This is a genomic window from Bradyrhizobium sp. USDA 4541, assembly GCF_024171085.1.
GTDB lineage: Bacteria > Pseudomonadota > Alphaproteobacteria > Rhizobiales > Xanthobacteraceae > Bradyrhizobium > Bradyrhizobium australafricanum.
Genome location: NZ_JALJZF010000001.1, coordinates 5,333,948 through 5,354,551, shown reverse-complemented (window position 1 = coordinate 5,354,551; position 20,604 = coordinate 5,333,948). Strand labels below are relative to the sequence as shown.

At 63.5% G+C, this 20,604-nt stretch carries 29 protein-coding genes; 1 reads left to right on the top strand and 28 read right to left on the bottom strand.

The window, feature by feature from the left end; all coding sequences use genetic code 11:
* Positions 1-153: 153 nt before the first annotated feature.
* The 27 genes from J2R80_RS25310 to rpsL all read right to left on the bottom strand — a co-directional run bounded on the left by J2R80_RS25310 (position 154) and on the right by rpsL (position 16,413).
* Positions 154-1,038 carry an adenylate kinase gene (locus tag J2R80_RS25310; RefSeq protein WP_253639631.1) on the bottom strand — a complete coding sequence of 295 codons (885 nt, stop codon included), beginning with the start codon at positions 1,036-1,038 and terminating at the stop codon, positions 154-156.
* Positions 1,039-1,109: 71 nt separating this feature from the next.
* A complete protein-coding gene (secY, locus tag J2R80_RS25305; RefSeq protein WP_016843764.1) occupies positions 1,110-2,444 on the bottom strand; it encodes a preprotein translocase subunit SecY in 1,335 nt (444 codons plus the stop codon).
* A gap of 155 nt (positions 2,445-2,599) precedes the next feature.
* The gene (rplO, locus tag J2R80_RS25300; RefSeq protein WP_092082428.1) at positions 2,600-3,085 is read right to left on the bottom strand and encodes a 50S ribosomal protein L15; all 486 of its coding nucleotides are present in this window, start codon (positions 3,083-3,085) and stop codon (positions 2,600-2,602) included.
* Positions 3,086-3,106: 21 nt separating this feature from the next.
* Entirely contained in the window at positions 3,107-3,298 is a 192-nt protein-coding gene (gene rpmD / locus J2R80_RS25295; RefSeq protein ID WP_028335461.1) for a 50S ribosomal protein L30, read from the bottom strand.
* 39 nt (positions 3,299-3,337) lie between these two features.
* The gene (gene rpsE, locus J2R80_RS25290) at positions 3,338-3,913 is read right to left on the bottom strand and encodes a 30S ribosomal protein S5 (protein ID WP_016843761.1); all 576 of its coding nucleotides are present in this window, start codon (positions 3,911-3,913) and stop codon (positions 3,338-3,340) included.
* Between the two features lie 58 nt (positions 3,914-3,971).
* Entirely contained in the window at positions 3,972-4,331 is a 360-nt protein-coding gene (gene rplR / locus J2R80_RS25285; RefSeq protein WP_016843760.1) for a 50S ribosomal protein L18, read from the bottom strand.
* 11 nt (positions 4,332-4,342) lie between these two features.
* A complete protein-coding gene (gene rplF / locus J2R80_RS25280; protein WP_092114986.1) occupies positions 4,343-4,876 on the bottom strand; it encodes a 50S ribosomal protein L6 in 534 nt (177 codons plus the stop codon).
* 14 nt (positions 4,877-4,890) lie between these two features.
* Positions 4,891-5,289: a 30S ribosomal protein S8 gene (gene rpsH, locus J2R80_RS25275; RefSeq protein ID WP_018272133.1), complete on the bottom strand. Its 399-nt coding sequence runs from the start codon at positions 5,287-5,289 to the stop codon at positions 4,891-4,893.
* Between the two features lie 15 nt (positions 5,290-5,304).
* Positions 5,305-5,610, bottom strand: coding sequence for a 30S ribosomal protein S14 (rpsN, locus tag J2R80_RS25270; protein WP_016843757.1), 306 nt, complete (start codon positions 5,608-5,610; stop codon positions 5,305-5,307).
* A gap of 46 nt (positions 5,611-5,656) precedes the next feature.
* Positions 5,657-6,214 (bottom strand): 50S ribosomal protein L5, encoded by a 558-nt coding sequence (rplE, locus tag J2R80_RS25265; protein WP_016843756.1) that lies wholly within the window; start codon positions 6,212-6,214, stop codon positions 5,657-5,659.
* On the bottom strand, positions 6,207-6,521 hold the full coding sequence (gene rplX, locus J2R80_RS25260; RefSeq protein WP_016843755.1) for a 50S ribosomal protein L24: 315 nt from the start codon (positions 6,519-6,521) through the stop codon (positions 6,207-6,209). The genes rplE and rplX overlap by 8 nt, the downstream gene beginning before the upstream one ends.
* Positions 6,521-6,889, bottom strand: coding sequence for a 50S ribosomal protein L14 (gene rplN, locus J2R80_RS25255; protein WP_011473865.1), 369 nt, complete (start codon positions 6,887-6,889; stop codon positions 6,521-6,523). The genes rplX and rplN overlap by 1 nt, the downstream gene beginning before the upstream one ends.
* 75 nt (positions 6,890-6,964) lie before the next feature.
* Positions 6,965-7,213 (bottom strand): 30S ribosomal protein S17, encoded by a 249-nt coding sequence (gene rpsQ, locus J2R80_RS25250; RefSeq protein ID WP_016843754.1) that lies wholly within the window; start codon positions 7,211-7,213, stop codon positions 6,965-6,967.
* A 10-nt stretch (positions 7,214-7,223) separates the two neighbouring features.
* A complete protein-coding gene (gene rpmC / locus J2R80_RS25245) occupies positions 7,224-7,430 on the bottom strand; it encodes a 50S ribosomal protein L29 (protein WP_016843753.1) in 207 nt (68 codons plus the stop codon).
* Between the two features lie 5 nt (positions 7,431-7,435).
* Positions 7,436-7,849, bottom strand: coding sequence for a 50S ribosomal protein L16 (gene rplP / locus J2R80_RS25240; protein WP_016843752.1), 414 nt, complete (start codon positions 7,847-7,849; stop codon positions 7,436-7,438).
* 30 nt (positions 7,850-7,879) lie between these two features.
* Positions 7,880-8,581, bottom strand: coding sequence for a 30S ribosomal protein S3 (gene rpsC / locus J2R80_RS25235; protein ID WP_016843751.1), 702 nt, complete (start codon positions 8,579-8,581; stop codon positions 7,880-7,882).
* Positions 8,582-8,601: 20 nt separating this feature from the next.
* Positions 8,602-8,988, bottom strand: coding sequence for a 50S ribosomal protein L22 (gene rplV, locus J2R80_RS25230; protein WP_016843750.1), 387 nt, complete (start codon positions 8,986-8,988; stop codon positions 8,602-8,604).
* A gap of 10 nt (positions 8,989-8,998) precedes the next feature.
* Positions 8,999-9,277: a 30S ribosomal protein S19 gene (rpsS, locus tag J2R80_RS25225; RefSeq protein WP_028335459.1), complete on the bottom strand. Its 279-nt coding sequence runs from the start codon at positions 9,275-9,277 to the stop codon at positions 8,999-9,001.
* Positions 9,278-9,289: 12 nt separating this feature from the next.
* On the bottom strand, positions 9,290-10,123 hold the full coding sequence (rplB, locus tag J2R80_RS25220) for a 50S ribosomal protein L2 (protein WP_021081655.1): 834 nt from the start codon (positions 10,121-10,123) through the stop codon (positions 9,290-9,292).
* Between the two features lie 12 nt (positions 10,124-10,135).
* Positions 10,136-10,435, bottom strand: a complete 300-nt coding sequence (locus tag J2R80_RS25215) for a 50S ribosomal protein L23 (RefSeq protein WP_028339313.1) — start codon at positions 10,433-10,435, stop codon at positions 10,136-10,138.
* Complete coding sequence (gene rplD, locus J2R80_RS25210) at positions 10,432-11,052, bottom strand: 50S ribosomal protein L4 (protein WP_016843745.1); 621 nt, start codon at positions 11,050-11,052, stop codon at positions 10,432-10,434. The genes J2R80_RS25215 and rplD overlap by 4 nt, the downstream gene beginning before the upstream one ends.
* A gap of 1 nt (position 11,053) precedes the next feature.
* Positions 11,054-11,773: a 50S ribosomal protein L3 gene (rplC, locus tag J2R80_RS25205; protein WP_057019547.1), complete on the bottom strand. Its 720-nt coding sequence runs from the start codon at positions 11,771-11,773 to the stop codon at positions 11,054-11,056.
* Positions 11,774-11,827: 54 nt separating this feature from the next.
* Positions 11,828-12,136: a 30S ribosomal protein S10 gene (gene rpsJ / locus J2R80_RS25200; protein WP_002712302.1), complete on the bottom strand. Its 309-nt coding sequence runs from the start codon at positions 12,134-12,136 to the stop codon at positions 11,828-11,830.
* 86 nt (positions 12,137-12,222) lie between these two features.
* Entirely contained in the window at positions 12,223-13,413 is a 1,191-nt protein-coding gene (gene tuf, locus J2R80_RS25195) for an elongation factor Tu (RefSeq protein WP_018272140.1), read from the bottom strand.
* 39 nt (positions 13,414-13,452) lie between these two features.
* Positions 13,453-15,525 carry an elongation factor G gene (fusA, locus tag J2R80_RS25190; protein WP_057019548.1) on the bottom strand — a complete coding sequence of 691 codons (2,073 nt, stop codon included), beginning with the start codon at positions 15,523-15,525 and terminating at the stop codon, positions 13,453-13,455.
* A gap of 30 nt (positions 15,526-15,555) precedes the next feature.
* Positions 15,556-16,026: a 30S ribosomal protein S7 gene (gene rpsG / locus J2R80_RS25185; protein WP_016843741.1), complete on the bottom strand. Its 471-nt coding sequence runs from the start codon at positions 16,024-16,026 to the stop codon at positions 15,556-15,558.
* Between the two features lie 15 nt (positions 16,027-16,041).
* Positions 16,042-16,413, bottom strand: coding sequence for a 30S ribosomal protein S12 (rpsL, locus tag J2R80_RS25180; RefSeq protein WP_006611834.1), 372 nt, complete (start codon positions 16,411-16,413; stop codon positions 16,042-16,044).
* A gap of 698 nt (positions 16,414-17,111) precedes the next feature.
* Here rpsL and J2R80_RS25175 point away from each other — a divergent pair.
* A complete protein-coding gene (locus tag J2R80_RS25175) occupies positions 17,112-18,323 on the top strand; it encodes an NAD(P)/FAD-dependent oxidoreductase (protein ID WP_253639630.1) in 1,212 nt (403 codons plus the stop codon).
* Positions 18,324-18,363: 40 nt separating this feature from the next.
* Here the strand turns inward: J2R80_RS25175 and J2R80_RS25170 are convergent, their stop codons facing one another.
* A complete protein-coding gene (locus J2R80_RS25170) occupies positions 18,364-20,406 on the bottom strand; it encodes an ABC transporter ATP-binding protein (RefSeq protein WP_253639629.1) in 2,043 nt (680 codons plus the stop codon).
* Positions 20,407-20,604: the final 198 nt, after the last annotated feature.

Genomic DNA, 20,604 nt, shown 5'->3' with positions numbered 1-20,604 from the left:
GGCTTCTCAAGTGCTTGCTCTCTCGGGCTTGTGTCCACAAACGCGAACACGACGCCCTCCCCTCATGTCCTTCGGGGCCCGGCATCGTCATCAAACTATCCAACTTGGATGCGGGGCTTATTAAAGGATTCATGTCGGTTTCGTCAACCGCTCCTAGCGTTTAGCTCGCTTTTTCGTGAGCTTTTTTGCCACCTTTTTGGCGGTCTTTGCTCCCTTGCGGGCTTTCGCGGCGCGGGCGGCCTTCTTTACCGCCTTCTTCGCGGCTTTCTTCACGGTTTTCTTGGCCGCTTTGGCCTTGGAGGGCGCCTTGGCAGCCTTCCGGGCCGATTTGGCGGCCTTTTGGGCTGGTTTAGCTGCCTTCCGGGCCGGCTTCTTGCTGGCCTTCATGGCCGCCTTGGCGGCCTTTTTACCCGCCTTCGGGGCGTGATCCTCGTGATCCTTCGGTTCCAGCGCGCCGAGTGCGGTCAGGATCCGGTTGATCTCGCGCGTGACGTGCTCGATGGTCATCATGCCATCGACCGTCAGGAGCTTCCGCCGCTCCGAATAATAGTGAATCAGCGGCTCCGTCAGCGAACGGTACTGCGCCAGGCGCTTGGTCAGCACTTCCGGCGTGTCGTCGAGGCGGACTTCCTCGCCGCGCGCGCGGGTTTCCTCGGCACGCTTCTCAACGCGGGCGAGCAGCGCGCTCTCGTTGACGCGGAGCTCAACCACCGCGTCGAGCTTGAGGTGCTTTTTCCGGAGCAGATCGTCGAGCGCCTCGGCCTGCGGCACAGTGCGCGGGAAGCCGTCGAGAATGAACCCCTTCTTGGCATCGGGCTCCTCGATCCGGTCGGCGATGATTCCCACCACGACCTCGTCTGGAACCAGGCCGCCATTGGCCATGATCTCCTTGGCCTGTAGGCCGACCGGCGTGCCCGCGGCCACCGCAGCGCGCAGCATCTCACCGGTCGAGAGCTGGACGATGCCGTGCTTGTGCACCAGCCGCTGCGCCTGGGTTCCCTTGCCCGAGCCCGGCGGCCCCAAAAGGATCAATCTCATATCTGTTTCGCCCCCCGGCTAGGTGGGCGACGTTCGCACACCTGTGTTTTGAGTTCGAAGCCGAGCCGCGATCAGCGGCGGCGGCCTCCCCTGAGCTTCGACTTCCTGATCAACCCCTCATACTGATGAGCGAGCAGATAGCCCTGCACCTGCGACACCGTATCCATCGTCACGCTGACGACGATCAACAGCGAGGTGCCGCCAAAGTAGAACGGGACCGATGCGTAGGAAATCAGAATTTCAGGAATCAGGCAGACGATCGCGAGATAGACCGCGCCGAGCACCGTGATGCGCGACAGCACATAGTCGATGTACTCGGCGGTGCGCTCGCCGGGCCGGATGCCCGGGATGAAGCCGCCATGCTTCTTCAGATTGTCCGCGGTCTCGGTCGGATTGAACACGATCGCGGTGTAGAAGAACGCGAAGAACACGATCAGCGCGAGATACATGAACAGGAACAGCGGCCGGCCGTGGCTGAGCTGGGTCGTGATCCACTGGAACCATTCCGGCCCCTTGCCGGCGTTGAAGTTCGCCACCGTGGTCGGCAGCAGTAGCAGCGACGAGGCGAAGATCGGCGGAATCACGCCCGAGGTGTTGAGCTTGAGCGGCAGATGCGAGGACTGGCCCTCGAACATCTTGTTGCCGACCTGGCGCTTCGGGTACTGGATCAAAAGCCGGCGCTGCGCGCGCTCCATGAACACGATGAAGGCGATCACGGCGACCGCCATCACGATGACGATCAGGATCAGCCCGGTCGACATCGCACCCTGGCGGCCCAGTTCCAGCATGTTGGCGAGCGCCGACGGCAGCTCGGCGACGATGCCGGCCAGGATGATCAGCGAGATACCGTTGCCGATGCCGCGCGAGGTGATCTGCTCGCCGAGCCACATCAGGAACATGGTGCCGCCGGTCAGCGTGATCGCGGTCGAGATCCGGAAGAACATGCCGGGGTCGCTGACGACATTGCCGGCACCTTCGAGGCCGATCGCGATGCCGTAGGACTGGAACAGCGCCAAGATCACCGTCAGATAGCGGGTGTACTGGTTCAGCGTCTTGCGGCCCGCCTCGCCTTCCTTCTTGAGCGCCTCGAGCTGCGGCGACACGGTGGTCAGCAGCTGCACGATGATCGATGCCGAGATGTACGGCATGATATTCAGCGCGAAGATCGCCATGCGGTGGATGCCGCCGCCGGCGAACATGTTGAACATGCCGAGGATGCCGCCGGACTGGCTGCGGAACACCTGCTCCCAGATGTTGGGATCGATGCCGGGCAGCGGGATGTAGGTGCCGAGCCGATAAACAAGCAGCGCACCCAGGGTGAACCAGATGCGCTTCTTCAGCTCGTCGGCTTTCGCCAGCTGTCCGAAATTGAGGTTGGCGGCAAGTTGTTCGGCTGCTGAGACCATGTTTCGGCTTTCTCCCGGAGCCCCATTCGCCGGCGCCCCAAAGAGACCAATTCCCTGGGCGCCGGCAGACACCGGACATTATCTGGTGCTCGGCCTCGATAAGTCCATCATTCGATCTGCGGATTGCCCGCGCGTCGCGGGCAATGACGCAGATGTTACGCCGCCTCGCCTTCTTCCTTGGCGGGGGCCAGGATCTTGACCGAGCCGCCGGCCTTCTCGACCGCGGCAATGGCCGACTTGGAAGCGCCGTGCACCTCGATGGTCAGCTTGGTCTTGATCTCGCCGCGGCCGAGCAGCCGCAGGCCGTCCTTGGCGCGGCGCAGCACGCCGGCCTTGACCAGCGATTCGGCGTTCACCGTCGCGCTCGCATCGACCAGCTTGTTGTCGATCGCTTCCTGCAGACGGTCGAGATTGATCTCGGCGAAGTCGAGCCGGAAGATGTTGTTGAAGCCGCGCTTCGGCAGACGGCGATGCATCGGCATCTGGCCGCCTTCGAAACCCTTGATGCGGACGCCCGAACGCGCGGTCTGGCCCTTGCCGCCGCGGCCCGAGGTCTTGCCCTTGCCGGAACCGATGCCACGGCCGACACGCATGCGCTTCTTGCGCGAGCCGGCGTTGTCGGCGATATCGCTGAGCTTCATCGCCCTTCTCCTTATCTCTGCTTACTCGCCGACGACGCGGACGAGATGCTGAACCTTGCTGATCATGCCGCGAACTTCAGGGGTATCCTGCAGCTCGGCAACCCGGCCGATCTTGTTGAGCTTGAGGCCGATCAGCGTCGAACGCTGCGAGTGATGGCGGCGGATTGCGCTGCCGATCTGCTCGACCTTGATGGTCTTGCTGGCCTTGGCCATGACAGTAACTCCGAATAGCGCTTCGAGAAGCGCGCGTTGTTATTCCGCCACCACTTCGGCGTCGCCGCCGACGCGGCGCGACTGCAGGGTGGAGACCTTGATGTTGCGGCGTGCCGCCACCGAGCGCGGCGAATCCTGATGCTTCAGCGCGTCGAACGTCGCGCGAACCATGTTGTAGGGATTCGACGAGCCGATCGACTTCGCCACCACGTCCTGGATGCCGAGCGTCTCGAACACCGCGCGCATCGGGCCGCCGGCGATGATGCCGGTACCGGCCGGAGCGGCACGCAGGTAGACGCGGCCGGCGCCGTGGCGGCCGGCGATGTCGTGATGCAGCGTGCGGCCTTCGCGAAGCGCGACGCGCGTCAGGTTGCGCTTCGCCGATTCGGTCGCCTTGCGGATCGCTTCCGGAACTTCGCGCGCCTTGCCGTGGCCGAACCCGACCCGGCCCTTCTGGTCGCCGATCACGACCAGCGCCGCAAAGCCGAAACGCTTGCCGCCCTTGACGACTTTCGCCACGCGATTGATGTGGACGAGCTTGTCGACGAACTCGCTGTCGCGCTCCTCGCGCTCCCTGCTCCGTTCGCGTCCGCCGCGTTCGCGTTCACCTGCCATGGTGTTTTCCAATCTCTAGGAGGCCTTGCGCCTCTTTCCTCGTCATCGTTCGTAAAGTTTAGAAGCTCAATCCGCCTTCGCGCGCCGCATCCGCGAGCGCCTTGACGCGCCCGTGATAGATGTAGGCGCCGCGATCGAACACGACTTCCTTGACACCCTTCTGCGCCGCGCGCTCGGCGAGCAACTTGCCGACCGCCTTCGCCGCATCGATGTCGGCGCCGGTCTTGCCGGCGTCGCGCATGGTCTTCTCCAGCGACGAGGCGGAGGCGAGCGTCTCGCCCTTCTGGTCGTCGATGACCTGGGCGTAGATGTGCTTGGACGAGCGGAACACCGACAGCCGCGGACGGCCGCCTGCCGAGCGGCGAAGCGCAAGGCGCACGCGCTGCTTGCGCCGGGCATTCGTAACCTTGAGTGACATGACCGGCTCCGTTACTTCTTCTTGCCTTCCTTGCGGAAGATGAATTCGTTGGCGTACTTCACGCCCTTGCCCTTGTAGGGCTCCGGCGGACGGTAGGCGCGGATCTCGGCGGCGACCTGGCCGACGCGCTGCGGATCGTTGCCGGTGATCGTGATCTCGGTCGGCTTCGGCACCGCGATGGTGATGCCTTCCGGGATCGCGTACACCACGTCGTGGCTGTAGCCGAGCGCGAGCTGCAGGTTCTTGCCCTGCATCGCGGCGCGGTAGCCGACGCCGGTGATCTCGAGCTTCTTCTCGAAGCCCTTGGTGACGCCCTCGACGAGGTTGGCGACCTGCGCGCGCGCGGTGCCGTACATCGCCTGCGCGCGGTTGGTCTTGACCCGCGGAGCGACCTTGACCTGGCCGTTCTCGAACTTCACCTCGACGTCGTCATGCACGACGAACTGAAGCTGGCCCTTCGGCCCCTTCACCTTCACGGTCTGGCCCTCGACGCTTGCCGTCACACCCGACGGGATCGCCACCGGCCTTTTGCCGATACGTGACATCGTAAAATCCTTCCTCAGAACACCGTGAAGAGAACTTCGCCGCCCACGTTGGCGTCGCGCGCCTGGTGGTCAGCCATGATTCCCTTCGGCGTCGACAACACCGAAATGCCGAGACCGTTGTTCACGCGCGGCAGGTTCTTCACCGAGGCGTAAACGCGGCGGCCCGGCTTCGACACCCGCTCGATCTCGCGGATGACGGGCTCGCCGTCGAAATACTTCAGCTCGATCTCGAGCTCGCTGCGGCCCGAGGCATGCTCGACGCTGGCGTAGCCGCGGATGTAACCCTCGGACTTCAGCACCTCGAGCACGTTGGCGCGCATCTTCGAGCCGGGGCTCGAGACCTTGGACTTGGAGCGCATCTGCGCGTTGCGGATGCGGGTGATGAGATCGCTGATCGGATCGTGCGTAGACATTGTTCCGACCCTCCCTTACCAGCTCGACTTCACGAGGCCGGGAACCAGGCCCTTGGAGCCGAGTTCACGCAGCGCGATGCGCGAGAGCTTGTTCTTGCGATAGTTCGAGCGCGGACGCCCGGTCAGCTCGCAACGGTTGCGGATGCGCGTCGGCGACGAGTTGCGCGGCATCTCGGCGAGCTTCAGCGTCGCCGCGAAGCGCTCTTCCATCGGCTTGGTCTTGTCGGCGATGATCGCCTTCAGCTTCTCGCGGCGCGGGCCGGCGTTCTTCGCCATCCGCTTGCGCCGGTTGTTCTTCTCGACTGAACTCTTCTTTGCCATGCTTGGCTCCTGGGTATCCGCGTTTGAGTGGCTTTGGCTCAGCTACTCACTGCCGGAACGGGAAATTGAAAGCGGTCAACAAGGCACGCGCCTCGTCGTCGGTCTTGGCGGTGGTGCAGACCGTGATGTCCATGCCACGCGCTTCCGAGACCTTGTCGAAGTCGATCTCGGGGAAAATGATGTGCTCCTTGATGCCGAGCGAATAGTTGCCACGGCCGTCGAAGCTCTTCGGGTTCAGGCCGCGGAAGTCGCGGACGCGGGGCAGCGCCACGTTCACCAGGCGGTCGATGAACTCGTACATATGGGTCTTGCGCAGCGTGACCTTGCAGCCGATCGGCTGGTTCTCACGCAGCTTGAAGGTCGCGATCGCGATCCGCGAATAGGTCACGATCGCCTTCTGGCCGGCGATCTGGGTCAGCTCGGCGGCGGCGGTCTCGGCCTTCTTGCGATCGTTGACGGAGTCGCCCACGCCCATGTTGAGCACGACCTTGTCGAGGCGCGGCACCTGCATCACGTTGGCATAACCGAACTTCTCGGTCATCATGCCGCGGATCTTCTTGTCATACTCCGCGCGCAGACGCGGCGTGTAAGCTGTATCAGCCATCGATCTCTGCTCCCGAGCTCTTGGCAACACGAACCTTCTTGCCATCGGCCTGAATCTTGAACCCGATGCGGGTCGGCTTTCCGTCCTTGCCGACATACGCAATGTTCGAAAGGTCGATCGGCATCTCCTTGGAGATGATGCCGCCTTCCTGGGTCTGGGTCTGCTTCTGGTGACGCTTCACCATGTTGATGCCGCGAACGAGAGCCTTGTTCTCGTCCGGACGCACCTCGAACACCTCGCCGGTGCGACCCTTGTCGCGGCCGGTGAGCACCATCACCTTGTCGCCCTTGCGGATCTTGGCAGCCATCACAGCACCTCCGGCGCGAGCGAAATGATCTTCATGTGGTTCTTGGCGCGCAGCTCGCGCGGCACCGGCCCGAAGATACGGGTGCCGACCGGCTCGGACTGATTGTTGATCAGCACGGCGGCGTTGCGGTCGAAGCGGATGACCGAACCGTCGGCGCGGCGGATGTCCTTGCGGACCCGGACCACGACGGCCTTCATCACGTCGCCCTTCTTCACCTTGCCACGCGGAATGGCTTCCTTGATCGACACAACGATAACGTCGCCCACGGTGGCATAGCGGCGCTTGGAACCTCCAAGAACCTTGATGCACATGACACGGCGTGCGCCTGAATTATCGGCCACGTCGAGGTTGGTCTGCATCTGAATCATTGATGCACCTCGTCCTCTTTCTGCGCTTTAGCGCGCTCAAAATTTCCCTGAATTCCCTCGGCCAGGCCGAAGTAATCAGGCCGTTTTCTTGTGTTCGCCCCGGACCACGGTCCAGCGCTTCAGCTTCGAGATCGGCTTCGATTCCTCGATCCAGACCATGTCGCCCGGCTTGAACTGGTTGTTCTCGTCGTGCGCGTGGTAGTTCTTGGAACGGCGGATCGTCTTCTTGTAGATCGGGTGGGTGAAGCGGCGATCGACGCGCACCACGATGGTCTTGGCTTGCTTGTCGCTGACGACCACGCCCTGCAGAGTACGTTTCGGCATAGCTGGCCCCTTACTTCTTCTTCGCGCGCTGCTGGGCAGCGATGGTCTTGATACGAGCGATATCGCGGCGGGCTTCCCGCATCCGCGAGGTGTTCTCCAGCTGCCCGGTGGCGCGCTGGAAACGCAGGTTGAAGCGTTCCTTCTTCAAATTCAGGATCGCGTCTTCCCGCTGGTCGTCGCTCATCGCGCGAATGTCTTCAACTTTCATCTCGGCCATGGCGATTACTCCGCAATGCGCGCAACGAAGCGCGTCTTGATCGGCAGCTTGGCGGCGGCGAGCGACAGCGCTTCCTTCGCGGTCTGCACCGGCACGCCGTCGATCTCGAACATCACGCGGCCCGGCTTGATCCGGACCACCCACAATTCCGGGGCACCCTTGCCGGAGCCCATGCGGACTTCGGCGGGCTTCTTCGACACCGGCACGTCCGGGAACACGCGGATCCAGACGCGGCCGGCGCGCTTCATGTGACGGGTCAGCGCGCGGCGGGCGGCTTCGATCTGACGGGCGGTGACGCGCTCAGGCTCCATCGCCTTCAGGCCGAACTGGCCGAACGCCAACGTCGCGCCAGAGGTCGCAACGCCGTGGATACGGCCCTTATGCGCCTTCCGGAACTTCGTTTTCTTAGGTTGCATCATGGCTTTAAGCCCTCAAATTCCTGCTTTGCCTCAAGCGGCGTCGCGGCGCGAACGCGGCGTGCTGTCGCCTTCGGCCATCTTCTTGTCCTGGGCCATCGGATCGTGCTCGAGGATCTCGCCCTTGAAGATCCAGACCTTGACGCCGCAGGTGCCGAAGGTCGTGAACGCAGTGGCAACGCCGTAGTCGACGTCGGCGCGCAGCGTGTGCAGCGGCACGCGACCTTCGCGGTACCACTCCATGCGCGCGATTTCGGCGCCGCCGAGACGGCCCGAGCAGTTGATGCGGATGCCACCGGCACCGAGACGCATCGCCGACTGCACGGCGCGCTTCATGGCGCGGCGGAACGCGACGCGGCGCTCGAGCTGCTGGGCGATCGATTCAGCGACCAGGGTCGCGTCGAGCTCAGGCTTGCGGATTTCGACGATGTTGATCACGACGTCCGACGAGGTGATGTCGGCAACCTTCTTGCGCAGCTTGTCGATGTCGGCGCCCTTCTTGCCGATCACGACGCCCGGACGGGCCGAATGGATCGTCACGCGGCACTTCTTGTGCGGACGCTCGATCACGATGCGGGCGACGGCCGCCTGCTTGAGCTCCTTGTGCAGGATCTCGCGGATCTTGACGTCCTCGTGCAGCAGCTTGCCGTATTCCTGCTTGCCGGCGAACCAACGGGAGTCCCAGGTCCGGTTGATGCCGAGACGCAGCCCGATTGGATTGATCTTTTGACCCATCGTCTTCTCCTGCGCCCTTCTTAGGCGCTTGCCTCGGCCTCGACCTGACGAACCACGATGGTCAGGTGCGAGAACGGTTTGAACACACGGCCCGAACGGCCACGGCCGCGCGGAGCAAAACGCTTCATCACGATGCCATTGCCGACATGCGCCTCGGCGACGACCAGATCGTCAACCTCGAGGTCATGGTTGTTCTCGGCGTTCGCGATCGCCGATTCCAGGCACTTCTTGACATCGACCGCGATCCGCTTGCGCGAGAACTGCAGGTCGGCGAGCGCAGCGGACGCCTTGCGGCCGCGGATCAGCTGCGCCACCAGGTTGAGCTTCTGCGGGCTGACGCGCAGCATGCGGGCGACGGCCTTGGCCTCATTGTCCGCGAGGCTACGTTCGCGCTTTGGTTTGCTCATCGGTTAATCCTCAAGCCTTCTTGGCTTTCTTGTCGCCCGAATGGCCGTGGAAGGTCCGAGTCGGCGAGAACTCGCCGAACTTGTGACCCACCATTTCCTCGTTGATTGCCACCGGCACGTGCTTGTGGCCGTTATAGACGCCGAACGTCAGGCCGACGAACTGCGGCAGGATGGTCGAGCGGCGGCTCCAGATCTTGATGACGTCGTGACGGCCGGACGAGCGCGCGGCATCTGCCTTCTTGAGCAGAGAACCCTCGACGAACGGGCCTTTCCAGACTGAACGAACCATGTCCGGCGTTCCTTACTTCTTCCGCTTGTGGCGGCTGAGGAGAATGAATTTGTTGGTCGACTTGTTGGTGCGGGTCTTCTTGCCCTTGGTCGGCTTGCCCCACGGAGTAACCGGGTGGCGACCGCCCGAGGTACGACCTTCACCACCGCCGTGCGGGTGATCGATCGGGTTCATGACGACGCCGCGGTTGTGCGGACGCCAGCCGAGCCAGCGGGTACGACCGGCCTTGCCGATCGAGATGTTCATGTGATCGGGGTTGGAGACCGCGCCGATCGTGCCGCGGCAACGGCCGTGCACCAGACGCTGCTCGCCCGAGTTCAGGCGGACGATCACGTAGTCCTGGTCGCGGCCGACGATCTGGGCGTAGGTGCCGGCGGAGCGCGCCAGCTGACCGCCCTTGCCGATCTTCAGCTCGATGTTGTGCACGATCGTGCCGACCGGCATGTTGCCGAGCGGCATGACGTTGCCCGGCTTGACGTCGACATAGTTGCCGGCGACGACGGTGTCGCCTGCCGCCAGGCGCTGCGGCGCCAGGATGTAGGCCAGCTCACCGTCCTGATACTTGATCAGCGCGATGAACGCGGTGCGGTTCGGATCATACTCGAGCCGCTCCACGACCGCCGGCATGTCCACCTTGTCGCGGCGGAAGTCGACGGTGCGGTAGGCCTTCTTGTGGCCGCCGCCGCGGAAACGCACGGTGATGCGACCGGTGTTGTTGCGACCGCCGTTGCCGAGCTTGCCCTCGGTCAGGGTCTTCACCGGCTTGCCCTTGTAGAGCGCCGAACGATCGACCATGACCAGCTGGCGCTGGCCCGGCGTCGTGGGATTGTAGGTTTTCAATGCCATCGTCGTTGCGCCTTATAGTCCGGTAGTCACGTCGATGCGGTGGCCCTCTTCCAGGGTCACGATCGCGCGCTTGGTGTCCGACTGCGAGCCGAGATTGCCGCGGAACACCTTGGTCTTGCCCTTGCGAACGAGAGTGTTGACGCTCTTCACCTTGACGTCGAACAGCTTCTCGACCGCTTCCTTGATCTGCGGCTTGGTCGCCTTGCCTGCGACCTTGAACATCACCTTGTTGTGCTCGGAGGCGAGCGTCGCCTTTTCCGTCACGACGGGAGAGATGATGACGTCGTAGTGGCGCGGATCGATGTTCTTCATTTGAAGCGCGCCTCCAGCGCATCAACCGCAGCCTTGGTCAGCACCAGCTTCTGGCGGCGGAGAATGTCGTAGACGTTGATGCCCTGGATCGGCAGCACGTCGATGTTCGGAATGTTCCGGGCCGCGGTCGCGAAACCGGCGTTCAGCTCGGCGCCGTCGATGATCAGCGCGTTGGTCAGTCCGAGGCCGGAGAAGTGGCCGAGCAGCGCCTTGGTCTTGGCGGCCTCGAGCTGCGCATTGTCGATCACGATCAGCCCGCCGTCCTTGGCCTTGGCCGAGAGCGCATGCTTGAGCGCGAGCGCGCGCACCTTCTTCGGAAGGTCGGTCGCATGGGAGCGAACGACCGGACCGAACGCACGGCCACCGCCGCGGAACTGCGGCACGCGGGCCGAGCCGTGACGGGCGCCGCCGGTGCCCTTCTGCTTGTACATCTTCTTGCCGGTGCGCCAGATCTCGGCGCGGCCCTTGGCCTTGTGGGTGCCGGCCTGACGCTTGTTCAGCTGCCACTGCACGCAGCGCTGGATGATGTCGGCGCGCGGCTCGAGACCGAAGATCGCGTCCGAGAGCTCGACGGATCCGGCGTCCTTGCCTTCAAGGGTCGTGACTTTCAATTCCATCTCACACGCCCTCCTTCTCGGCCACAGCCTCGGCAGCTTCGCCACCTGCAACCTTGAACTTGCCGGGCTTCGGGGCGTCCTTCGGCAGCGGCTTCTTGACCGCGTCGCGCACCGAGATCCAGCCGCCCTTGGAGCCGGGAACGGCGCCTTCGACGAGGATCAGGCCGCGCTCGACGTCGGTCGAAACCACGCGCAGATTGAGCGTGGTGATGCGGTCGACGCCCATGTGACCGGGCATCTTCTTGTTCTTGAAGGTCTTGCCGGGGTCCTGACGGCCACCGGTCGAACCGATCGAACGGTGCGAGATCGACACACCGTGGGTGGCGCGCAGACCGCCGAAATTCCAGCGCTTCATGCCGCCGGCGAAGCCCTTACCGATCGAGGTACCGGTCACGTCGACGAACTGGCCGACCACGAAATGGTCCGCCTGGATTTCCGCGCCGACCGGGATCAGCGCGTCCTCGGACACGCGGAACTCGGCGACCTTGCGCTTCGGCTCGACCTTGGAGACCGCGAACTGGCCACGTTCGGCCTTGGGCATGTACACGGTCTTGCGGGCGCCCGAGCCGAGCTGAAGAGCGACATAGCCGTTCTTCTCGGTCGTGCGGTGGCCCAGCACCTGGCAGTTGCCCAACTTCAGCACGGTCACAGGGATATGCTCGCCGGTCTCCGTAAAGACCCGCGTCATCCCGACCTTTTGTGCGATCACTCCGGAGCGCATCGGCGTGCTTCCTGTCTTTCTGTCCGCAAGCGGCGGACGTAAAAATCCAAAACCTTAGAGCTTGATCTCGACGTCGACACCGGCGGCCAGGTCGAGCTTCATCAGCGCATCGACGGTCTGCGGGGTCGGGTCGACAATGTCGAGGAGGCGCTTGTGGGTGCGCATCTCGAATTGCTCGCGGCTCTTCTTGTCAACGTGCGGCGAACGGTTGACGGTGAACTTCTCGATGCGGGTCGGCAGCGGAATCGGTCCGCGAACCTGCGCACCGGTGCGCTTCGCCGTGTTCACGATCTCGCGGGTCGACGTATCGAGGATTCGATGGTCGAACGCCTTGAGACGGATGCGAATATTTTGGCCGTTCATTGCCGTATTCTTTCTTTAGTGAGTGGCGAGTAGCGAATAGCGAATGGAGTGACCCACTCGCTACTCGCCATTCCCTATTCGCGTAGTTACTCGATGATCGCGGCGACGACGCCGGCGCCGACGGTGCGGCCGCCTTCGCGGATCGCGAAGCGCAGCTTCTCTTCCATCGCGATCGGCACGATCAGGTGCACTTCCATCGCGATGTTGTCGCCCGGCATCACCATCTCGGTGCCTTCCGGCAGGTGCACGACACCGGTCACGTCGGTGGTGCGGAAGTAGAACTGCGGACGGTAGTTGGTGAAGAACGGGGTGTGGCGACCGCCCTCTTCCTTGGTGAGGATGTAAGCCTCAGCCTTGAACTTGGTGTGCGGCTTGACCGAACCGGGCTTGCACAGCACCTGGCCACGCTCGACTTCCTCGCGCTTGGTGCCGCGGAGCAGCGCACCGATGTTGTCGCCGGCCTGGCCCTGATCGAGCAGCTTGCGGAACATTTCGACGCCGGTGACGATGGTCTTCTGGGTGTCGCGGATACCGACGATTTCGATTTCCTCGCCGACCTTGATCACGCCGCGCTCGACACGGCCGGTGACGACGGTGCCGCGGCCCGAGATCGAGAACACGTCTTCAACCGGCATCAGGAACGGCTGGTCGATCGGACGCTCCGGCTGCGGGATGTACTCGTCGACGTTGCGCATCAGCTCGAGGATGGCGTCGTGGCCGAGCTTCTTGTCCTTGTCTTCGAGGGCGGCGAGCGCCGAGCCCTTGATGATCGGGATCTTGTCGCCCGGGAATTCGTACTTCGAGAGCAGCTCGCGGACTTCGAGCTCGACGAGCTCGAGCAGCTCCGGATCGTCGACCATGTCGCACTTGTTGAGGAACACGACGAGCGCGGGCACGCCGACCTGGCGGGCGAGCAGGATGTGCTCGCGGGTCTGCGGCATCGGGCCGTCAGCAGCCGACACGACCAGGATCGCGCCGTCCATCTGGGCGGCACCGGTGATCATGTTCTTCACGTAGTCGGCGTGGCCGGGGCAGTCGACGTGGGCGTAGTGGCGGTTGGTCGTCTCGTACTCGACGTGAGCGGTCGAGATCGTGATGCCGCGGGCCTTCTCTTCCGGCGCCTTGTCGATCTGGTCGTACGCGGTGAACGTCGCGCCGCCGGTTTCTGCGAGCACCTTGGTGATCGCTGCGGTCAGCGAGGTCTTGCCATGGTCGACGTGACCGATGGTGCCGATGTTGCAGTGGGGCTTGTTACGTTCGAATTTAGCTTTGGCCATTTGACTCTCCGTTCAATCGTTGACTGCCATCAACGACAATCAGGCAAACTTCTTCTGGACTTCAGCCGACACGTTCGCCGGGGCTTCGGCGTAGTGATCGAACTGCATGGTGAAGGTCGCGCGACCCTGGCTCATCGAGCGCAGGTTGTTCACGTAACCGAACATGTTCATGAGCGGCACCATCGCGTTGATGACGTTGGCGTTGCCGCGCATGTCTTGGCCCTGGATCTGGCCACGCCGGGAATTCAGGTCGCCGATGACCGAACCGGTGTAGTCTTCCGGGGTCACCACCTCGACCTTCATGATCGGCTCGAGCAGAACGGACTTGCCCTTCGTCAACGCTTCGCGGAACGCAGCCCGCGATGCGATTTCGAACGCCAGTGCCGACGAGTCGACGTCGTGATACTTGCCGTCGACCAGCTGCACCTTGACGTCCACCACCGGGAAGCCGGCAACGACACCGGAGCCCATCACGCTGTTGAGGCCCTTTTCGACGCCGGGGATGTATTCCTTCGGCACCGCGCCGCCGACGATCTTCGATTCGAACTCATAGCCCTTGCCGGGCTCGTTCGGCTCGACGACGATCGACACTTCGGCGAACTGACCGGTACCGCCGGTCTGCTTCTTGTGGGTGTACTTGACTTCGGCCTTCTTGGTCACGCGCTCGCGGAACGCCACCTGCGGCGCGCCGATGTTGGCGTCGACCTTGTAGGTGCGCTTGAGAATGTCGACCTTGATGTCGAGATGCAGTTCGCCCATGCCCTTGAGAATGGTCTGGCCGGACTCCTGGTCGGTCGACACGCGGAACGACGGATCTTCCGCGGCGAGCTTGGCAAGCGCCACGCCGAGCTTTTCCTGGTCGGCCTTCGACTTCGGCTCGATCGCGATCTCGATCACCGGCTCCGGGAATTCCATCTTCTCGAGGATCACCGGCTTGTCGGGATCGCACAGCGTGTCACCGGTGCGCGCTTCCTTCAGGCCAGCCAGCGCGACGATGTCGCCGGCATAGGCTTCCTTGATGTCTTCGCGGTTGTTCGCATGCATCAGCAGCATGCGGCCGATACGCTCTTTCTTCTCGCGGGTCGAGTTCACCACGCCGGTGCCCGACTGCAGGATGCCGGAATAGATGCGGCAGAAGGTGATGGTGCCGACGAAGGGGTCGTCCATGATCTTGAACGCGAGCAGCGCCAGCGGCTCCTTGTCGTCCGCCTTGCGCACGACTTCGTTGCCCTCATCGTCGGTGCCCTTGATCGCGGGCACGTCGATCGGCGACGGCAGATAGTCGACGACGGCGTCGAGCAGCGGCTGCACGCCCTTGTTCTTGAACGCGGAGCCGCACAGCACGGGATAGAACGCGCCGGTCAGCACGGCCTTGCGGATCAGGCGCTTCAGGGTCGCCTCGTCCGGCTCCTTGCCGTCGAGGAAGGCAGCCAAAGCGTCGTCGTCGAGCTCGACGGCGGCTTCCACCATCTTCTCGCGATATTCCTTGGCCTGCTCGACCAGATCTTCCGGAATGTCGACATAGTCGAACTTGGCGCCGAGCGATTCATCGTTCCAGATGACGCCCTTCATCTTCACGAGGTCGACGAGACCCTTGAAGTTGTTCTCGGCACCGATCGGCAGCTGGATCGCGATCGGCTTGGCGCCGAGGCGGTCGACGATGTCGGACAGGCACTTGAAGAAGTCGGCGCCGGTCTTGTCCATCTTGTTGGCGAAGACGATGCGCGGAACCTTGTACTTGTCGCCCTGGCGCCAGACGGTCTCGGTCTGCGGCTCGACGCCCTGGTTGGAGTCGAGAACGCAAACGGCGCCGTCGAGCACGCGCAGCGAACGCTCGACCTCGATGGTGAAGTCGACGTGGCCGGGGGTGTCGATGATGTTCAGGCGCTTGCCGTTCCAGAACGCGGTAGTCGCAGCCGAGGTGATCGTGATGCCACGCTCCTGCTCCTGCTCCATCCAGTCCATCGTCGCGGCACCTTCGTGCACTTCGCCGATCTTGTGGCTCTTGCCGGTGTAATACAGGATACGCTCGGTGGTCGTGGTCTTGCCGGCGTCGATATGCGCCATGATACCGAAGTTGCGGTAGTCCTCGATGGCATGTTGGCGGGGCATGAGACTGTTCCTTAAATTCCGTTGTTCGCCTTACCAGCGATAGTGCGAGAACGCGCGGTTGGCTTCCGCCATCCGGTGCACGTCTTCCCGCTTCTTGACGGCATTGCCGCGATTGTTCGAGGCGTCGAGCAGCTCAGCCGAGAGACGCTCCGTCATGGTCTTCTCGTTGCGCTCGCGGGCGGCCGAGATCAGCCAGCGGATGCCGAGCGCCTGACGGCGCACCGAACGGACTTCGACCGGAACCTGGTAGGTCGCGCCGCCGACGCGGCGGGAACGAACCTCGATGGTCGGCATCACGTTCTCGAGCGCCTGCTCGAACACGCCGAGCGGGTTCTGCTTGGTCTTGGCCTCGATCATGCCGAGCGCACCGTAGACGATGTTTTCGGCAACCGACTTCTTCCCGGCGTACATCACCGAGTTCATGAACTTCGTAATGATGATGTTCCCGAACTTCGGATCCGGAAGAACTTCACGCTTCTCGGCAGAATGGCGACGCGACATCTGATCGGTTCCCGCTTACTTCGGACGCTTCGCGCCGTACTTCGAACGACGCTGCTTACGGTTCTTGACGCCCTGGGTATCCAGCACGCCGCGGAGGATGTGGTAGCGCACACCGGGCAAGTCCTTGACGCGGCCGCCGCGGATCATGACCACCGAGTGCTCCTGCAGATTATGGCCCTCACCCGGGATGTAGCCGATCACCTCGAAGCCGTTGGTCAGGCGCACCTTGGCGACCTTACGAAGCGCCGAGTTCGGCTTCTTCGGGGTCGTGGTGTAGACGCGCGTGCACACGCCGCGCTTCTGCGGCGACTGCTGCAGCGCCGGCACCTTCTTACGCGACTTCTGCACTTCACGCGGATTTGCGATCAGCTGGTTGATCGTCGGCATGCAGCCTTCACCCTTTAGTTCGCGCGAAAACCTTGAATGGCTCCGCAAATTTCTTCTCAGGACTAGCCGTCCCGCACGGCCCGCTCGACACGGAACAATCAACCGCGCAAAGCGAAATCGCGCCAACCACTCATCGCTGAGCGGAAAGCGCATCGACGCCACAGAGGACCGCGATCCCGAACCGTTCAGCGTTCGCTGTTCGGTCCGCCACCGAGGTCATGCATCCGAATTCACTCTCAAGAGGACGTGCTCAAGAGAACTAATATCGTCCTGGCATTGCCTAGCTATCATCGACAGCGTTTGAGCGGCATTCGTCGAGGTTGGTGCCCGTCCGGCTCCTCAAAAAGGACCTTCGGGTGTTCCGTTCCGACGCTGGCGTAGCTCACCGCCTGTCGTTAAGTGGGCGCCTTGTATAATCGAGAGATAGTGAAGTCAAGCAAAACGACAAGCAAAGAAACGCCTCTGGCACTTGCGGATTTCGCATTTCACCGAGGTTCGGCGCAAGGCGAAATGTGACGGCCGACCGACCTCCCGCGCACTTCATCCGAATCTTCGGGCGCGCGCGGAATCATATTACATCCGGGTAAAATATGAATAGAAACAACTCTCCCCAAGTTAGTCCCGAAGGCAAACTTCGAAACTAAGCCTTTATTTGCCATTCGCAGCGCAAAAATCGGGGTCACAGCCACGGAATTCTCATGCGGTACACCGACATCGCGATCATCGGCGGCGGTCTTGCGGGCTCGACCGCAACCGCCATGCTCGGCCGTGCCGGGATACCGACGATCCTGATCGACCCCCACCGGGTCTACCCGTTCGATTTCCGTGTCGAAAAGATCGGCGGCGACCTCCAGCTCGAGCGATTCGCCAGGACCGGCCTCGCCGAGTCGGTGCTCCGCTCGGCGACGCTGGACGGCGAGAACTGGATCGCGCGATTCGGCCGGTTGCTCGACCGGCAGCCGAGCCGGCAATACGGCATCATGTACGACGCGCTGATTGCGGCGATTCGGAACGAAATCGCCGGGCCGGCGGAATTCATCTGCGACAAGGTGATCAATGTCGCGACCAGTTCCGAGCGGCAGCGGCTCGTGCTTGCCAATGGCGAGGAGATCTCGGCGCGCCTTGTGGTGCTTGCCAACGGCCTGAACGTCGGGTTGCGCCGGATGCTCGGCATCGAGCGGCTGGTCACGAGCTTCTGCCATTCGATCTCGCTCGGCTTCGATTTCGTCCCCGTCGGCCGCCCCGCCTTCCCGTTCGCGGCCATGACCTACTTCTCGGAGCGGCCGAGCGATCGCATCCCCTACATCACGCTGTTTCCGATCGGAAGCCGGATGCGCGCCAACCTCTTCACCTATCGCAAGGCCGACGATCCCTGGCTGCGGGCGATGCGGCGCAATCCGGTGGAGACGCTGAACGCCGCACTGCCGCGGCTGCGCCGGCTCACCGGCGAGTTCGACATCGCCGGCGATATCAAGATCAGGCCCGCCGACATCTTTGTCAGCACCGGCTATCGGCAGGCCGGCGTGGTGCTGGTCGGTGATGCCTTCGCCAGCACCTGCCCCGTCACCGGCACCGGTACCGACAAGGTGTTCACCGACGTCACCCAGCTCTGCAACGTCCACATCCCGGCCTGGCTGTCGACCGACGGCATGGGCGAGGAGAAGATCACCGCGTTCTACGACGATCCGGTCAAGACCGCCTGCGACGCCTGGTCGAACGCCAAGGCATTCAGCTTCCGCGAGGTGTCGGTCGGCAGCGGGCCCTCGTGGCAGGCCCAGCGCTGGGCGCGCTTTTTCGGCTATCTCGGCCGCGGCTGGCTGCGCCGGCTGCACAACCCTGCGGCGGCGGCGTCAACGACGCAGCCGGCCAACCACTTCCGGCAACGTCCGCACGCCGCGGACCGGGCGTAACGAAAAATCTGGCGCTCGACCATCGCCCGCGACGCGGGCCTCACGCCTCCTCATCCTCGTCTTCGTCCTCCTCATCATCATCGTCATCATCGTCATCATCCGCGTCGTCGGCGTCCTCGTCGTGATTCAGATGTCCCTGGTCGTCCCACAGCTTGCGATAGACGCCATTGCGGGCCAGCAGCTCCTCGTGCGAGCCGCGTTCGATCGCCCTGCCGCCGGAGATCACGATGATCTCGTCCATCTCGACCACCGAAGTCAGGCGATGCGTCGACCAGATCATGGTGCGGCCCTCGGCGACCTTGAGCAGCGTGCGATTGATCGCAGCCTCCGTGGTCTGGTCGAGCGCCGAAGTCGCCTCGTCGAGCAGCAGCACGGACGGGTTACGGATGATCGCGCGCGCGATCGCGATGCGCTGGCGCTGGCCGCCCGACAAGGTATCGCCGCGCTCGCCGACCGGCGTGTCGTAGCGCTGCGGCAGGCTCATGATGTAGCGATGGATCTCGGCCTTGCGGGCAGCGTCCTCGACCTCCGCGTCGGTCGCGCCTTCCTTGCCGAGCCGGATGTTCTCGCGGATCGACATGTTGAACAGCATGTTCTCCTGGAACACGACCGCCATGTTGGCCCGCAGCGACTCGCGCGTCACCCGGCGGATATCGACGCCGTCGACGGCGACGCGGCCCTCGTCCGGCACGTAGAGCCGCAGGATCAGGTTGATCAGCGTGCTCTTGCCCGAGCCGCTGGGACCGACGATCGCAATGCTCTTGCCGGCATTGAGCTTGAGGCTGAGATTGTCGAGCACCGGCGTCTGTGCCCCCTCATACTGGAAGGTGACGCGATCGAAGGAGATGTCGTTGGTGATGCGCGGCAGATCCGGCGCGCCGGGACGGTCGGCGCCGCGGGTCGGCTCGTCGAGCAGTTCCTGGATGTGCCGCACCGCCGCCGCCGACTGGATCGACACCGGGATGAAATGCATCAGATGGGCGATGTTGTACGACACCTCCCAGAACGCACTCTCGAAGGTCACGAAGGTGCCGACGGTGATCTGCCCCTTGGTGGCGAGATAGGCGCCGATCGCCAGCACCACGAGGTGGAGCAGCAGCACCGCGATGGTGACGGTGCGCTCCACCATGGTCGACAGGAACATGGCTGACGCGGCCTTGGCCCGGACGTCGCGGTTGCGCATCGTGAACCAGCCGAGCGCCCGGCGCTGCAGATTGAACGCCTTCACCACCGCCTGCGCGGCGACGTTCTCCTGCACGGTTCCGAGCAGCGCGGCCTCGTTCTGCTTCTGCTCGTAATTGGCTTGCACCGCCTTCGGCGTCAGGATGCGCGGCCCGATCAGGGTGATCGGAAACACCAGCAAGGCGACCACGGCAAGCTGCCAGTTCAGGAACAGCATCAGGATGATGCCTGCGACCAGCTCGAGGCCCGGCAGCGCCGCGCTGTTGGCGAAGGTCTTGACCGAGCCCTCGAACGCCGACAGATCGATCGAGAAGCGCGACAGGATCTCGCCGCGCTTGGTGCGCGCGAAATAGGCCGACGGCAGGTTCTGGACATGGTCGAACAGCCGCGTCCGCACGTCGGCGATGATGCCGGCGCCCAGCCGCGCATCCCAGCGCTCGTACCAGACCGCGATGATCGAGGTGACGATGCCGGCAACCGCGAGCACGCCGAGGATCTTGTAGAGGGCCCCGAAATCCTCCTCGCCGAGCGCGTCGTCGATCAGGAATTTCAGGCTGAGCGGCATGATGACATTGAACAACGTCTCGACCAGCACGCCGAAGGCGACGCAGGCGAACGGCTTCCTGTAGTTCGCCAGGATCGGCCTGACGAAGCCAAAGATCGTGGAGAGCGCGCCGGCGGCTTCCTTGGCGGTGAAGACGACGAGGTCCTCGTCATCATCGTCGTCATCGAGCTCGAACTCGTCGTCCGCGTCGTCTTCCTCTTCGTCGTCAGCCGGCGCCGCGGACGGCTTCGTGGAGGCGGCCGCCGCGGGCGGACCGGACGCGGGCTTCTTCTTCAGCTCGGGATCGTCGGCCGCCGCTCTCGTCGGATCGTCTGATGCAGGAGGTCTTGGCGCCATGAAACCAACCGATGCTCCACGGCCGGCATGACCGCAAATCGAAACCGCAGCTGATAACACTGCGCCCGTAATCCTATGCGATCACGACGAATTCGGCAAAGCGTTTGGAACGGCCGACGCGTCGCGGCGCGCTCGCGCGGATTCGCGGAGCAAAGCATTGCCGCCGTTTGACAGCTGGTTGACACGAGGCCGGTCGGC